The sequence below is a fragment of the Pseudomonas sp. SK2 genome, assembly GCF_016772395.1.
GTDB classification, from domain to species: domain Bacteria; phylum Pseudomonadota; class Gammaproteobacteria; order Pseudomonadales; family Pseudomonadaceae; genus Aquipseudomonas; species Aquipseudomonas taiwanensis.
The window spans coordinates 1,263,896-1,278,414 of record NZ_CP061944.1 but is presented as its reverse complement, the minus strand read 5'-3'; the positions used below and the strand labels follow the sequence as shown (position 1 = coordinate 1,278,414).

Here is a 14,519-nt window from a genome sequence, read left to right as displayed (position 1 = left end):
GGCAGTATGGCGCAGCAGTATCAACCGGGGCAACGCTGGATCAGTGACAGCGAAGCCGAGCTCGGCCTGGGTACCATCCTGGCGCAGGATGGCCGCCTGTTGACCGTGCTCTACCCGGCCACTGGCGACACACGTCAGTATTCCCTGCGCAATGCGCCGCTGACCCGTGTGCGCTTCTCGCCCGGTGACCAAATCACACACTTCGAAGGTTGGAAGCTGACCGTACGCGAAGTCGAGGATGCCGATGGCCTGATGGTCTACCACGGCCTGGATGGCAACAATCAGCCGCGCACCCTGCCGGAAACCCAGCTGTCGAACTTCATTCAGTTCCGTCTGGCCAGTGACCGCCTGTTCGCCGGCCAGATCGACCCACTGTCGTGGTTCTCCCTGCGCTACAACACCCTGCAGCACACCAGCAAGCAGATGCTGTCCTCGCTATGGGGCCTGGGCGGTTGCCGTGCGCAACCCATCGCCCACCAGCTGCATATTGCCCGCGAAGTGGCAGACCGTAGCGCGCCTCGTGTTCTGCTGGCCGACGAAGTCGGCCTGGGCAAGACCATCGAGGCTGGCCTGGTGATCCATCGCCAGTTGCTGTCCGGGCGTGCCAGCCGAGTGCTGATCCTGGTCCCGGAAAACCTTCAGCACCAGTGGCTGGTGGAAATGCGTCGGCGCTTCAACCTGCAAGTCGCCCTGTTCGATGCCGAACGCTTCATCGAAAGCGATGCCAGCAACCCATTCGAAGATGCCCAGCTGGCGCTGGTCGCGCTGGAATGGCTGGTGGACGACGAAAAGGCCCAGGATGCCCTGTTCGCTGCCGGCTGGGACCTGATGGTGGTCGACGAAGCGCACCACCTGGTGTGGCACGAAGACCAGGTCAGCGCCGAATACGGCCTGGTGGAACAGCTCGCCCAGGTGATCCCGGGCGTGCTGTTGCTCACCGCGACGCCTGAACAGCTCGGTCAGGACAGCCACTTCGCCCGCCTGCGCCTGCTGGACCCGAACCGCTTCCACGACCTGGCCGCCTTCCGCGCCGAAAGCGAGCACTATCGCCCGGTTGCCGAGGCTGTCCAGGAGCTGCTTGACGAAGGTCGCCTGTCACCCAAGGCCCACGCCACCATCCTCAACTTCCTCGGTGCCGAGGGCGAAGCCCTGCTGGCAGCCGTGAGCGATGGCGACACCGAGGCCAGCGCGCGCCTGATCCGTGAGCTGCTGGACCGTCACGGTACCGGCCGCGTGCTGTTCCGTAACACCCGGGCGGCGATCCAGGGCTTTCCCGAGCGCCAATTGCACCCTTACCCGCTGGCCAATCCGGAGCAGTACCGCGATTTGCCCGCTGGCGAGCACGCGGAGCTTTACCCGGAAGTGGCCTTCCAGGCCCAGGGCGAGGTCAGCGATGACGAACGCTGGTGGCGTTTCGACCCACGGGTCGACTGGCTGATCGACACCCTGAAGATGCTCAAACGCACCAAGGTGCTGGTGATTTGCGCCCACGCCGAGACTGCCATGGACCTGGAAGACGCCCTGCGCGTGCGCTCCGGCATTCCAGCCACGGTGTTCCATGAAGGCCTGAGTATCCTCGAGCGCGACCGCGCCGCGGCCTACTTCGCCGACGAGGAGTTCGGCGCCCAGGTGCTGATCTGCTCCGAAATCGGCAGTGAGGGCCGCAACTTCCAGTTCGCCCATCACCTGGTGATGTTCGACCTGCCGGCCCACCCGGACCTGCTCGAACAGCGGATCGGCCGCCTCGACCGAATCGGTCAGAAACACACCATCGAGCTGCACATTCCCTACCTGCAGGACAGCCCGCAGGAGCGTCTGTTCCAGTGGTACCACCAGGGCCTCAACGCCTTCCTCAACACCTGCCCAACCGGCAACGCCCTGCAACACCAGTTTGGCCCACGCCTGCTGCCGATGCTCGAAGGTGGCGACGCCAAGGCATGGGATGGGCTGGTGGCCGAAGCCCGCGCCGAGCGCGAGCGTCTGGAAGCCGAACTGCACAGCGGCCGTGACCGCTTGCTGGAACTCAACTCCGGCGGTGCTGGCGAAGGCCAGGCGCTGGTCGAGGCGATTCTCGAGCAGGACGACCAGTTCGCCCTGCCTATCTATATGGAAACCCTGTTCGACGCCTTCGGTATCGACAGCGAAGACCACTCCGAGAACGCGCTGATCCTCAAGCCAAGCGAGAAGATGCTCGATGCCAGCTTCCCGCTCGGAGACGACGAAGGCGTGACCATCACCTACGACCGCACCCAGGCGCTGTCGCGCGAAGACATGCAGTTCCTGACCTGGGAACATCCGATGGTGCAAGGCGGCATGGACCTGGTGCTGTCCGGCTCGATGGGCAACACCGCCGTAGCCCTGATCAAGAACAAGGCGCTCAAGCCCGGCACGGTGCTGCTGGAATTGCTGTTCGTGAGCGAAGTGGTGGCACCGCGCAGCCTGCAGTTGGGCCGCTACCTGCCACCTGCTGCACTGCGCTGCCTGCTGGACGCCAACGGTAATGACCTGGCGGCGCGCGTCGCCTTCGAAACCCTCAACGACCAACTCGAAAGCGTACCTCGCGCCAGCGCCAACAAGTTCGTCCAGGCCCAGCGCGACGTGCTGGCCAAACGGATCAGCGGTGGCGAAGCCAAGGTCATGCCGACCCACATCGAGCGCGTGGCCGAGGCCCAGCGCCGACTGGCCGCCGAGGCGGATGAAGAGCTGGCGCGTCTGACCGCGCTCAAGGCCGTCAATCCAAGCGTGCGTGACAGCGAAATCGACGCCCTGCGCAAGCAGCGTGAAGAAGGCTTGGCAATGCTGGATAAGGCAGCCTTGCGACTGGAGGCGATTCGAGTGCTGGTCGCAGGCTGATTATCCGCCGGCTCTGTGGGAGCCTCTTGCTGTCGAGACGGGCCGCGCTCCGCTGCGCGGGAAGCCTGGGGGGCCGCGATGCGACCCTATCGCGACGCAAGACCGCTCCCACAGCGATCCGCTACCACATGGGTAAGTCCCGCAAGTTTTCGTTCGCGAGGTCGTTATATCCCTCCGCTATCAGCCCGATGCCGAAATCATTGCTTTCAAAGTGCCATTAGTCATGAAGGCCTGAATAGCTGTTCCTATACTTTCGTCTGGTCAGTCTCCACCCCGCATTTTGGAGACGAGTGAAAACTCGACGAAGAGGCATGCTATGGAATGGCTGGGACTGCAATTGTTCTCCGAGCTTCCTATCAACGGGCAGATTGTCATTGACTGCCGGCATGAGCCGCTACTGATCCTGCTCGCTTATGCCGTGGCCTGTGCCGGGTGTTTCGCCACCCTGGACATGGCAGAACGCCAATGTCACTGCGAAAATGCCAAAGCCCAACGACAATGGCGGGCACTTGGCGCCTTCTGCCTGGCTGGCGGTATCTGGGCCATGCACTTCATCAGCATGCTCGCCTTCCAGGCACCGCTGGAAGTCCACTATGACGTCTCTCTTACCGGCCTTTCGCTCTTGATTGCATTGGTGGTTGCCTGGCTGGCGATGTACAGCCTCAACCGTGTACAAATGCTTGCGCACAACTATTTGCAAAGCGCCCTGCTCATTGGCGCGGGCATCATCCTCATGCACTTCGTCGGCATGGCTGCGCTGCAGACCGGCGCCCAGCAGTATTACCGTACCGACCTGTTGCTGGCCTGTACCGCCATCGCCTTTCTCACCAGCCTCACCGCCCTGCTGCTGGCGCGGTACTTCCGCAACGGTAGCGGCACTTGGCATTTGGCCATGAAATACGGCGCCAGCCTGGTCATGGCGGGCGGTATCGTCGCCACGCATTTCACCGCCATGGCCGCGATGACCTTGGTCATACCAGCCGACACGGCCTTGAGCTTGCCTTCGGGTGATAACAGCCTGCAACTGGGCCTGACCATCGCCGTGATCACCTTGCTGATCAGTGGCAGCAGCATCAGCGCCGCGCTGGCCGACAAGAAGCTGCAACGTCAGGAACACGACCTGCGCCGCTACAGCGTCCTGCTCAACCAGCTCGATCAGGCCCGCGCCTCCCTGCAGCAAGCCGCTCACTACGATGCCTTGACCAATCTGGTCAACCGCCGAGGTTTCAACGAAGTGTTCGCCGAACGCCTGGCCGAGCATCAGGACCGCCAGAGTCGCCTGGCGGTGATGTTCCTCGACATCGACCATTTCAAGCGCATCAATGACAGCCTTGGTCACGATGCGGGCGATGAGCTACTGAAGGTCATCGCCGACCATATCAAGGCCGCCACCCGCAGTCAGGACCTGGTGGCACGGCTGGGGGGCGACGAGTTCTGCGTGGTCACCAGCCTGAACAACCCCGATGAGGCTCGCCACCTGGCCCAACGCATCATGCAACGCATGAAAGACCCCATCGACCTGGGCGGCCGGCGCATGGTGATGACCACCAGTATTGGCATCAGCATATTCCCGGAAGATGGCCAAACCGCTGAAGAACTGCTCAAGCATGCCGACCTGGCCCTTTATCAATCCAAGGGCTGCGGACGCAATAGCCTGCACTTCTTCAACAGCGGACTGAAGAACCGGGCGACCCTTGAACTGCAACTGGAAGAGGAACTGCGCATCGCCCTGCTCGAGGAGTGCGGACTGTGCGTGCATTACCAGCCCATCTTCGACCTGCGCACGGGCCAGGTGGCCAAACTCGAAGCGCTGGTACGCTGGCAACACCCGCAACACGGCCTGCTAAGCCCCGATCGTTTCATCGGCATCGCCGAAGCCAACGGGCTGATCGTCGACCTTGACCTGTGGGTGCTGCACCACGCCTGCAAGGACCTGGCCCAGCTCAACCGCCACGGCTACACCAGCCTGAAGGTTACGGTGAACTGTTCGGCCGTGACCCTAGGCCGCGAAGAGCTGGCCAATGAGGTAGAAATGGCCTTGCTGGAAGCTGGGCTTGCGCCGCGCCAACTGGAACTCGAGGTGACCGAAAATGCCCTGATGGGTGATGTCCAGCGCACTGCAGGGCTTTTCAAGCGTATCCGCGCCCAGGGCGTTGCCCTGTCGATCGATGACTTCGGCACCGGCTATTCGTCGCTGGCTTACCTCAAGCGCTTGCCGCTGGATGTGCTGAAGATCGACCGCAGTTTTCTCCAGGACGTGCCCGGCAACCAGAAGGACCGGGAAATCGTCCAGGCGATCATCGTCATGGCCCACACCCTCCACCTGCAGGTGGTCTGCGAGGGTGTCGAGACCATCGAACAACACGAATTCCTCGCCACCCACGGCTGCGACTACCTGCAAGGGTACCTGCTGAGCCGACCAGTGCCGCTGGCGGACCTGCGGCCGATCCTGGAGCGGCTCGACCGCCAGGAAAGCCGCCTCACTCCTTGTTACGATACAGTTCTACCAGGGTCGCCGGATCTTTTTGCAGATTCCCTTGGCTACCGTGCAAGCGCATCAGTTGCGCGGCGAGGGCGGTAACGGGTGTTGCCGAGCCCTGCTCGCGGGAAAACTTGACGGCGCCATCGAGGTCCTTGAGCAGCGTGCGCACATGCCACTTGATCGGTTCGAAGCGGCTTTCGGCCATTTGCGGCGCCAGGATCTGCAGGGGCTTGGAGTCGGCGAAGCCCCCTGCCAGCGCTTCGGCGATCAAGGTCGCGTCAACCCCTGACCGCTCCGCCAGGGCCACCACTTCGGCAATCACCAAGGCATTGCACGCCACGATCATCTGATTGCAGGCCTTGGTCACCTGCCCCGCTCCCACTGCCCCCATGTGCGTGACTCGCTGGCCCAGGGTCAGCAGAATGGGTCGAGCGCGCTCAAGATCACTCGGCTCCCCGCCGACCATGATCGCCAGGGTCCCCGCTTCCGCGCCAGGCGTCCCCCCCGATACCGGCGCATCCAGCCAGGCCATGCCACACAGGGCGGCCACTTCAGCAGCCATTTCGCGAGTGGCCGTCGGTTCAAGACTGGAGAAGTCGATCAGCAATTGCCCGCTGCGCCCTCCGTGAACGACGCCTTGCTCGCCGAACACCACTTCACGCACCACTGCCGTATCGGCCAGGCAAAGCAGCACCATGTCGCTGCCACGGCTCAGTTCTGCTGGGCTATGTGCCAGCTTCGCCCCGGCGGCAACCAGCTCGGCACACTTCTCCGGGCTGCGATTCCACACGGTCAGGGGGTAACCCGCAGCCAGCAGGCGCCGGCACATTGGCAGTCCCATCAGGCCAATTCCGGCGAATCCCAGCGAAGGCAGTGCAGTACTCATGAACGACTCCTGGCAGAAGATTAAAGAAGCATGACAATCGGACGATGCAGTGCCGGAGCGATAGAAAAAATCCTTAGAAGCTGTAAGGCAAACCCCTATCGCATCCGAAAAAGGCGCACTGCTACAGTCGCCGAAACCCTGGTGATGGCTAGATGACATGCCCACCCAGGGGCCCACCACCTCAGGTAAATGGCGCACTATGACTTCTACGAACACTTCTGCCAATGCGGTCCCCGAGTCGACGACACACTCCACTTCGCTGACCGCCAGCGGTGCTCGAGAAGCTCTGCCAGTGCGCAGCGCGCCAGCACAGCAGTACCTGTACTTCACCGAGCAGGATATTCAGCGCATCCTCGACAACCTCGACGGCCTGCGCGACCTGGTGTTCCCGCAGAACCTGCACATCGAAGACGAAAGCCAGCTGCGCCTGGAACAGCAGTTTCCCTCGGTCTGCCTGATCGGCCTGGGCCGCTGCGGCTCGAACATTGCTCTTGATGTTGCCGAACTGGTGTACAACGCCCGCACCTTCTTCCTCAACGAATTCAACAACGAGGACCGTAACAAGGGCGAATCGGGCTACAGCCCGGCGCGCTGGATTCGTCAGAACCTGCGCCTGGTGCAAAACAAAGGCGCGAAACCCGTGTTTCTGGTCGAACCGCTGGTGATGCTGGGCGACCTGGACAAAGACATCGCCGGGCGCATTCGTTTCTCGCGCAAGGGCGAGCGTGGCGAGTTCCTGCGCGACTACAGCAAGATGAAGATCATGGACCTGTCCGAGGTCCACGCAGGGGGGGCCGGTAATGCCCCAATCCTCGGCCAGTACCTGGCCAAGATCATCCTCAACAAGGACACCCAGCGCTTTTCCAGCGCCGACTGGAAACTGATCCACTCGTACCTGATCGACTCCTGCGGCATCAAGGCCAACCAGTCGCGCCTGTACTTCTACATCTTCAGCGCTGGCGGCGGTACCGGCTCAGGCATGGCCTCGGAGTTCGGCCTGGCCCAGCAGTATTCGTACATGAACAAGACCTTCGACACCAAGCAGGCGGACGAGAACGACGGCAAGAGCGGACACTCGTTCGTCTTCGAGCCGATCTTCACCAGCGGCATCTGCGTGCTGCCAAACATTTCGGACCACCGCAGCGAAATGTCCGAAGCGCTGCACATCAACGCCGGCCGGCTGCTGTGCAAATACCTGTCCGAAGAATGGGACTTCTCGTACAACTTCGACAACGAGGACAGCAGCGAAGCCAGCGTCATGGGCCGCATTCGCCCCTGGAACGCAATGATGCTGATCTCGAACGACATCATGCGCTACGCCGAAGAAAGCGACGACGGCACGATCCACAACATCGACGTCAACGCCATGGAGAAGCACGCCAACCAGTACATCTCCCAGCAAATCTTCAACATCCTCACGGCCCAGGCGGTCACTACCGACTACGACCAGAACTACTTCCGTCGCGCCGGCATCGACATCGGCGAAACCATCCGCCTGGACGCCAACGACCTGTTCATGAGCCTGGCCGGCCCAGTGGCCATTGCCTACGCAGAATCGGTGGTGCCGGAAATTCCGGTCCAGGGTTCGGACAAGTTCAAGGTCTTCGAGCGCGAAACGCCGCGCCTGGACATCGACGACCTGTTCTTCCGCTCGATCGACCTGCCGCACTTCAACAAGCAGACCCAGGCAATCGAAGGCATCAGCCTGTTGCCGATCGAGTCGCGTCGCTACCGGGCAGCCTTGGAGCAATACCAGGCTTCGGGCTACGACGCCGCGGCCCTGCACGACCTGCACTTCTTCAAGAACTGCTCGTCGGTGGTGTCGATCGTGTCGCTGCCCAAGGACTACAAGCTGTCGTACATGGACCTGAATCGGCTCAAGACCCACCTCAACAGCCTGTTCCCCAACACCACGCTCAAGCGTTATGCGCTGGTCATCGGCGCCTCGGCCAACCTGTCGCTGACCACACTGATCGCCAAGAGCCCGTGCCTGTCGGATGACTTCCTGACCCTGATCGTGGCGTTCATCAAACGCTGCTTCGCCCGCACGCCGTACCGTTTCGACGACACCCTGGACAACGCCATCCTGGAGTTCATCACCAGCGAGCACTTCGATGAAGACCGCATCGACGACCTACTGAACGAGTTCGAGAACCCGGCGAAGATCCTCGATACCAACTGGTATGCGATCAAGCCGATGTACGAGAAGAAATACCGGGAATTGATCAACGACAAGAGCCGGTTCGTGTCGATCAATGACATTAGGCTGTCGCGCGAATGCGTGAAGAAGGCGGTGAAGTACCTGCGCGAGATCTTCCGCCACCGCATCGGCAAGACCCGGGTGATCTCGCTCAACAGCCACACCGGCCGGGTCGATTACTGACATCGTCGTGCTGGCTCCTACAGCACCCGGTAGGAGCCGGCTGGTCGGCGGTGGGACATTACGCATCCCGTAAACTGTTACCGCCCCGCCGAATCAACACGACACTGTTACCAACTTCCACCTTACGTGAGCGTCAATGCGCACCGTTGTGACACGGCTGCGCATTTTCACGCACCAAAAAAGCGCATAGCTACTCAGCCTGCTTGACCTGGATGACGATGAACGGCGAAACCACTACCGCCCAGATCTCTGGATCGCGGCTTTGCAGGTCCATCGCCTGCTCTGCGGTGACTGGCCCCACAGTGCCATCACTACGCCACTTGGCGAAGATCTCGCTGCGATTCTCGGCCATCGCTTCGGCAACGGCGATCAGGTCCAGGGAGGGGTCGACCCAAATCAGGTCACCCTTGGCCCAAAAACGCTCCAAGGCTTTCCACTCGATGGTCGCGGTCTCGCCGAGCAATTTGGCATAGAGGGTGCTTGTTTGATCAGTCATGGGTTTGTACACGCATCAATCGGCCAATAAAAAAGGCCGCTATTTTTGCAGAAAAACCCGGTTTCAAATACGTAATTTGGTCGATTGGCCCCGAAGTTGTGGGGTGGGGCCAGGGATAAAGGCAAAGTGATGGCGCTTTTCTATATCTTTCTGTCGATCAAGCGACAACCCCTGAGACAGGCGCAATTCGCCCGCTTTTCAAGCGCTCGAACGGCGCTCTACACTGTACCGGTACAGTTCCGGGACATGTTCCGGGGGAAGGTGGGCATGCAGTATGGCGTGGCCATACCGCAAATCCCGCCCGGTCTGTAGCCCTGGCCGCCAGGACTATAAGAATTACAACAGAATGAGTGGAGCACTATGATCAAGATTTCCAAGCTGTTCGCCGCAATGGTTCTGGCCGGGGTTGCCAGCCATTCGTTTGCCGCCGATACCATCAAGATCGGTATCGCTGGCCCCAAGACCGGTCCGGTCACTCAGTACGGCGATATGCAGTTCATCGGCGCCAAACAAGCCATCAAAGACATCAACGCCAAGGGTGGCGTGGATGGCAAGATGCTCGAAGCCAAGGAATACGACGACGCGTGCGACCCTAAACAGGCCGTTGCGGTCGCCAACAAAGTGGTCAACGACGGCGTCAAGTTCGTCATCGGCCACCTGTGCTCCAGCTCCACCCAGCCTGCGTCCGACATCTACGAAGACGAAGGCGTGATCATGATCACCCCGGCAGCCACTTCGCCGGAAATCACCGCCCGTGGCTACAAGCTGATCTTCCGCACCATCGGTCTGGACAGTGCCCAGGGCCCGGCGGCCGGCAACTACATCGCCGACCACGTCAAGCCGAAGGTCGTCGCGGTACTGCACGACAAGCAGCAGTACGGTGAAGGCATCGCCACCGCGGTCAAGCAGACCCTTGAGAAGAAAGGCACCAAGGTTGCCGTCTTCGAAGGCCTGAACGCCGGTGACAAGGACTTCTCCTCGATCATCCAGAAGCTCAAGCAGAACAACGTCGACTTCGTCTACTACGGCGGCTACCACCCAGAGCTCGGCCTGATCCTGCGTCAAGCCCAGGAAAAAGGCCTGAAAGCCAAGTTCATGGGTCCAGAGGGCGTGGGTAATGACTCGATCTCGCAGATCGCCCAGAACGCCTCCGAAGGCCTGCTGGTCACCCTGCCGAAATCGTTCGATGCCGACCCGGCGAACAAGGCCATCGTCGACGCTATCAAGGCCGACGGCAAAGACCCAAGCGGCCCGTTCGTGTTCCCGGCCTACTCGGCCGTCGAGCTGATCGCCGAAGGCATCAAGGCGGCCAAGTCCGAAGACACCGACAAGGTGGCTGCTGCCATCCACAACGGCACCTTCAAGACCCCGACCGGCGACCTGTCGTTCGACGAGAAAGGCGACCTGAAAGACTTCAAATTCGTGGTCTACGAATGGCATTTCGGCAAGCCGAAGACCGAAGTCTCCCCTCAGTAACTGCGTGACTAATAGCTGACCGTAGAAGCCCACTGTGCGAGCAGTGGGCTTTGTTTTACGAGGTTCATGGGCCTGATTGCCGCGATCCGGCAGCGGGTTCACCTGAAAATCTTAAAACCGTCACCCGCGGTTTCCTGGCTGTCACCCGGCCGGCGAAATGCAAATCAGGTTTTTAGGAGCGCTGTAATGCCTGAGATCTACCATTTCTTCCAACAACTGGTTAATGGATTGACCATCGGCAGCACCTATGCCTTGATCGCCATCGGTTACACGATGGTGTACGGCATCATTGGCATGATCAACTTCGCCCACGGCGAGGTGTACATGATCGGTTCCTACGTGGCCTTCATCGCGCTTGCGGGTCTGGCCATGATGGGTATCCACTCCCTGCCGATCCTGATGACCGTCGCCTTCGTCGCGACGATCTTCGTCACCAGTGCCTATGGCTACAGCATCGAACGGGTCGCCTACCGCCCGCTGCGGAACAGCAACCGTCTGATCCCGCTGATTTCTGCCATCGGCATGTCGATTTTCCTGCAGAACACTGTCTTGCTCTCGCAGGACTCCAAGGACAAATCCATCCCTAACCTGATCCCAGGAAGCTTCTCCTTCGGGCCAGGCGGTGCGGAAGAAGTCCTGGTGTCCTACATGCAGATCCTGGTGTTCGTGGTCACCCTGGTGGCCATGACCTGCCTGACCCTGTTCATCTCCCGCTCCCGCCTGGGCCGCGCCTGCCGCGCCTGCGCCGAGGACATCAAGATGGCCAACCTGCTGGGCATCAACACCAACAACATCATTGCCCTGACCTTCGTCATCGGCGCCGCACTGGCGGCGGTGGCGGCCGTGCTGCTGAGCATGCAGTACGGGGTTATCAACCCCAACGCCGGCTTCCTGGTGGGCTTGAAGGCCTTCACCGCGGCGGTACTGGGTGGCATCGGCAGCATTCCGGGCGCCATGCTCGGCGGGCTGGTGCTGGGCGTGGCCGAAGCGTTCGGCGCCGACATCTTCGGCGACCAGTACAAGGACGTGGTTGCATTCGGCCTTTTGGTTCTTGTCCTGCTGTTCCGGCCGACCGGCATCCTGGGCCGTCCGGAGGTTGAAAAAGTATGAACAGAAATCTCAAACAGGCGTTCTTCAGCGCCTTGCTGGTATGGGCCGTGGCCTTCCCGGTGCTTGGCCTGAAACTGAGCATCGACGGCATCAGCCTGGTGGTGCACAGCCAAGGCTCGTTCACCATCGGCATCATCGCTGTGTGTTCGGTGCTGATGTTCCTGCGCGTGCTGTTCGACAAGCAGTGGAATGCTGTGATGGGCCGTCGCTCGGATCGCGCCTTGATCCCGCCAGCGGTCAGCAACTACCTGACCCTGCCCAAGACCCAGCGCTACGTGATCATGGGCCTGATCGTCGCCGCCTTGGTGTGGCCGTTCTTCGGCTCGCGCGGCGCGGTCGACATTGCCACGCTGATCCTGATCTACGTGTTGCTGGGCCTGGGCCTGAACATCGTGGTCGGTCTGGCAGGCCTGCTCGACCTGGGCTACGTGGGCTTCTATGCGGTTGGCGCATACAGCTATGCCATGCTCTCGCACTACCTGGGCTGGAGCTTCTGGGTGTGCCTGCCGATCGCCGGCCTGATGGCCGCCACCTTCGGCTTCCTGCTCGGCTTCCCGGTGCTGCGCCTGCGCGGCGACTACCTGGCGATCGTGACCCTGGGCTTCGGCGAGATCATCCGTCTGTTCCTGCGTAACCTCACCGACTGGACCGGCGGCCCGAATGGCATCAGCAACATCCCCAAGCCGGAGTTCTTCGGCCTGACCTTCGAACGTCGTGCCGCCGAAGGAATGCAGACCTTCCACGAGTTCTTCGGGCTGGAATACAACTCGATCAACAAGGTCATCTTCCTGTACCTGGTGGCCCTGCTGCTGGCCCTGCTGGCGCTGTTCGTCATCAACCGCTTGCTGCGCATGCCGATCGGTCGTGCCTGGGAAGCGCTGCGTGAAGACGAGATCGCCTGCCGTGCCCTGGGTCTGAACCCGACCGTGATCAAGCTCTCGGCCTTTACCTTGGGCGCCTGCTTCGCAGGTTTCGCCGGCAGTTTCTTCGCCGCGCGCCAAGGCCTGGTGACGCCTGAGTCGTTCACCTTCATCGAATCGGCGATCATCCTCGCCATCGTCGTGCTCGGCGGCATGGGCTCGCAACTGGGCGTGATCCTCGCGGCCATCGTGATGATCCTGCTGCCCGAGCTGATGCGAGAGTTCAGCGAATACCGGATGCTGATGTTCGGTGCGCTGATGGTGTTGATGATGATCTGGCGTCCGCAAGGCTTGCTGCCTATGCAACGTCCACATATGGAGCTGCGTCGATGAGCCGCGAAATTCTGCAAGTCAGCGGCCTGAGCATGCGCTTCGGCGGCTTGTTGGCGGTCAACGGCGTGGGCCTGACCGTCAAGGAAAAACAGGTGGTGGCGCTGATCGGCCCGAACGGCGCCGGCAAGACCACCGTGTTCAACTGCCTGACCGGTTTCTATAAGCCAAGTGGCGGCACCATCCTGCTCGATGGACAGCCGATCCAAGGCCTGGCCGGCCACCAGATCGCCCGCAAGGGCGTGGTGCGAACCTTCCAGAACGTGCGTCTGTTCAAGGAAATGACCGCCCTGGAAAACCTGCTGATCGCCCAGCACCGCCACCTCAACACCAACTTCTTCGCCGGCCTGTTCAAGACCCCGAGCTTCCGCCGCAGCGAAAAAGAGGCCATGGAGCGCGCCCAGTACTGGCTGGAAAAGGTCAACCTGACCGAATTCGCCAACCGTACCGCCGGAACCCTCGCCTACGGCCAGCAGCGTCGCCTGGAAATCGCCCGCTGCATGATGACCCAACCCCGGATCATCATGCTCGACGAACCCGCGGCCGGTCTGAACCCAAAGGAAACCGAGGACCTGAAGGCGTTGATCGCCTACCTGCGGGAATCGCACAACGTCACCGTGTTGCTGATCGAGCATGACATGAAGCTGGTGATGAGCATCTCCGACCATATCGTGGTGATCAACCAGGGCACGCCCCTGGCGCACGGTACGCCGGAGGAGATCCGCGATAACCCTGACGTGATCAAAGCCTACCTGGGGGAAGCGTAAATGCTGAAGTTCGAAAACGTTTCCACCTTCTACGGCAAGATCCAGGCGCTGCACAGCGTCAACGTGGAAATCAACCAAGGCGAGATCGTCACCCTGATCGGTGCCAACGGCGCCGGCAAGTCGACGTTGCTGATGACCCTGTGCGGTTCGCCCCAGGCCCACAGCGGCAGCATCAAGTACCTGGGTGAAGAGCTGGTCGGGCAGCCCTCCTCGCACATCATGCGCAAGAGCATCGCCGTGGTCCCTGAAGGCCGCCGCGTGTTCGCCCGCCTGACCGTCGAGGAAAACCTGGCCATGGGCGGTTTCTTCACCAACAAGGGCGATTATCAGGAGCAATTGGACAAGGTCTTGCAATTGTTCCCTCGCCTTAAGGAGCGCTACATCCAGCGTGGCGGCACCATGTCCGGCGGTGAGCAGCAGATGCTGGCCATCGGCCGCGCACTGATGAGCAAGCCCAAGTTGCTGCTGCTCGACGAACCGTCGCTGGGCCTGGCACCGATCATCATCCAACAGATCTTCGACATCATCGAGCAGTTGCGCCGTGACGGTGTGACGGTGTTCCTGGTGGAGCAGAACGCCAACCAGGCGCTGAAGATTGCTGACCGAGCCTACGTCCTGGAAAACGGTCGGGTCGTGATGCAAGGGACCGGCGAAGCGCTGTTGACCGACCCTAAGGTACGTGACGCGTACCTTGGAGGCTGATCGACGTCCGCTTCGGGAAAGGGCCTTCGGGCCCTTTTTTCTGTCTAATAGGATGAGTCCGCCATGGCGTGCCTTGCGCCGGCAAGCCGGCTGCTAAAGCGCTAGCGCGATCGC

At 61.2% G+C, this 14,519-nt stretch carries 10 protein-coding genes; 8 read left to right on the top strand and 2 right to left on the bottom strand.

Annotation, left to right across the window (positions count from 1 at the left end):
* Positions 1 to 6: 6 nt before the first annotated feature.
* Positions 7 to 2,853: an RNA polymerase-associated protein RapA gene (rapA, locus tag IF103_RS05660; RefSeq protein WP_023379087.1), complete on the top strand. Its 2,847-nt coding sequence runs from the start codon at positions 7 to 9 to the stop codon at positions 2,851 to 2,853.
* Positions 2,854 to 3,169: 316 nt separating this feature from the next.
* Positions 3,170 to 5,434 (top strand): putative bifunctional diguanylate cyclase/phosphodiesterase, encoded by a 2,265-nt coding sequence (locus IF103_RS05655; RefSeq protein WP_027907488.1) that lies wholly within the window; start codon positions 3,170 to 3,172, stop codon positions 5,432 to 5,434.
* On the opposite strand, the gene IF103_RS05650 is transcribed toward IF103_RS05655, so the two are convergent.
* Complete coding sequence (locus tag IF103_RS05650) at positions 5,334 to 6,221, bottom strand: NAD(P)-dependent oxidoreductase (RefSeq protein ID WP_023379085.1); 888 nt, start codon at positions 6,219 to 6,221, stop codon at positions 5,334 to 5,336. The genes IF103_RS05655 and IF103_RS05650 overlap by 101 nt on opposite strands.
* Before the next feature lie 199 nt (positions 6,222 to 6,420).
* Between IF103_RS05650 and IF103_RS05645 the strand changes: the two genes are divergently transcribed.
* Positions 6,421 to 8,604, top strand: a complete 2,184-nt coding sequence (locus IF103_RS05645; RefSeq protein ID WP_027907487.1) for a hypothetical protein — start codon at positions 6,421 to 6,423, stop codon at positions 8,602 to 8,604.
* Between the two features lie 190 nt (positions 8,605 to 8,794).
* Here IF103_RS05645 and IF103_RS05640 read toward each other — a convergent pair whose 3' ends face one another.
* Positions 8,795 to 9,100, bottom strand: coding sequence for a DUF2288 domain-containing protein (locus tag IF103_RS05640; protein WP_023379083.1), 306 nt, complete (start codon positions 9,098 to 9,100; stop codon positions 8,795 to 8,797).
* Positions 9,101 to 9,460: 360 nt separating this feature from the next.
* On the opposite strand from IF103_RS05640, the gene IF103_RS05635 reads away from it, so the two are divergent.
* The 5 genes from IF103_RS05635 to IF103_RS05615 all read left to right on the top strand — a co-directional run bounded on the left by IF103_RS05635 (position 9,461) and on the right by IF103_RS05615 (position 14,405).
* A complete protein-coding gene (locus tag IF103_RS05635) occupies positions 9,461 to 10,576 on the top strand; it encodes a branched-chain amino acid ABC transporter substrate-binding protein (RefSeq protein WP_023379081.1) in 1,116 nt (371 codons plus the stop codon).
* A 186-nt stretch (positions 10,577 to 10,762) separates the two neighbouring features.
* Positions 10,763 to 11,686 (top strand): high-affinity branched-chain amino acid ABC transporter permease LivH, encoded by a 924-nt coding sequence (gene livH / locus IF103_RS05630; RefSeq protein ID WP_023379080.1) that lies wholly within the window; start codon positions 10,763 to 10,765, stop codon positions 11,684 to 11,686.
* Complete coding sequence (locus tag IF103_RS05625; protein WP_023379079.1) at positions 11,683 to 12,939, top strand: high-affinity branched-chain amino acid ABC transporter permease LivM; 1,257 nt, start codon at positions 11,683 to 11,685, stop codon at positions 12,937 to 12,939. The genes livH and IF103_RS05625 overlap by 4 nt, the downstream gene beginning before the upstream one ends.
* On the top strand, positions 12,936 to 13,703 hold the full coding sequence (gene livG / locus IF103_RS05620; protein ID WP_013973920.1) for a high-affinity branched-chain amino acid ABC transporter ATP-binding protein LivG: 768 nt from the start codon (positions 12,936 to 12,938) through the stop codon (positions 13,701 to 13,703). The genes IF103_RS05625 and livG overlap by 4 nt, the downstream gene beginning before the upstream one ends.
* Entirely contained in the window at positions 13,704 to 14,405 is a 702-nt protein-coding gene (locus IF103_RS05615) for an ABC transporter ATP-binding protein (protein ID WP_023379078.1), read from the top strand.
* Positions 14,406 to 14,519 lie beyond the last annotated feature (114 nt).

Coding starts and splice junctions, on each gene's coding strand:
- rapA (WP_023379087.1), top strand. CDS start 7: ATGGCGCAGCAGTATCAACCGGGGCAACGCTGGATCAGTGACAGCGAA.
- IF103_RS05655 (WP_027907488.1), top strand. CDS start 3,170: ATGGAATGGCTGGGACTGCAATTGTTCTCCGAGCTTCCTATCAACGGG.
- IF103_RS05650 (WP_023379085.1), bottom strand. CDS start 6,221: ATGAGTACTGCACTGCCTTCGCTGGGATTCGCCGGAATTGGCCTGATG.
- IF103_RS05645 (WP_027907487.1), top strand. CDS start 6,421: ATGACTTCTACGAACACTTCTGCCAATGCGGTCCCCGAGTCGACGACA.
- IF103_RS05640 (WP_023379083.1), bottom strand. CDS start 9,100: ATGACTGATCAAACAAGCACCCTCTATGCCAAATTGCTCGGCGAGACC.
- IF103_RS05635 (WP_023379081.1), top strand. CDS start 9,461: ATGATCAAGATTTCCAAGCTGTTCGCCGCAATGGTTCTGGCCGGGGTT.
- livH (WP_023379080.1), top strand. CDS start 10,763: ATGCCTGAGATCTACCATTTCTTCCAACAACTGGTTAATGGATTGACC.
- IF103_RS05625 (WP_023379079.1), top strand. CDS start 11,683: ATGAACAGAAATCTCAAACAGGCGTTCTTCAGCGCCTTGCTGGTATGG.
- livG (WP_013973920.1), top strand. CDS start 12,936: ATGAGCCGCGAAATTCTGCAAGTCAGCGGCCTGAGCATGCGCTTCGGC.
- IF103_RS05615 (WP_023379078.1), top strand. CDS start 13,704: ATGCTGAAGTTCGAAAACGTTTCCACCTTCTACGGCAAGATCCAGGCG.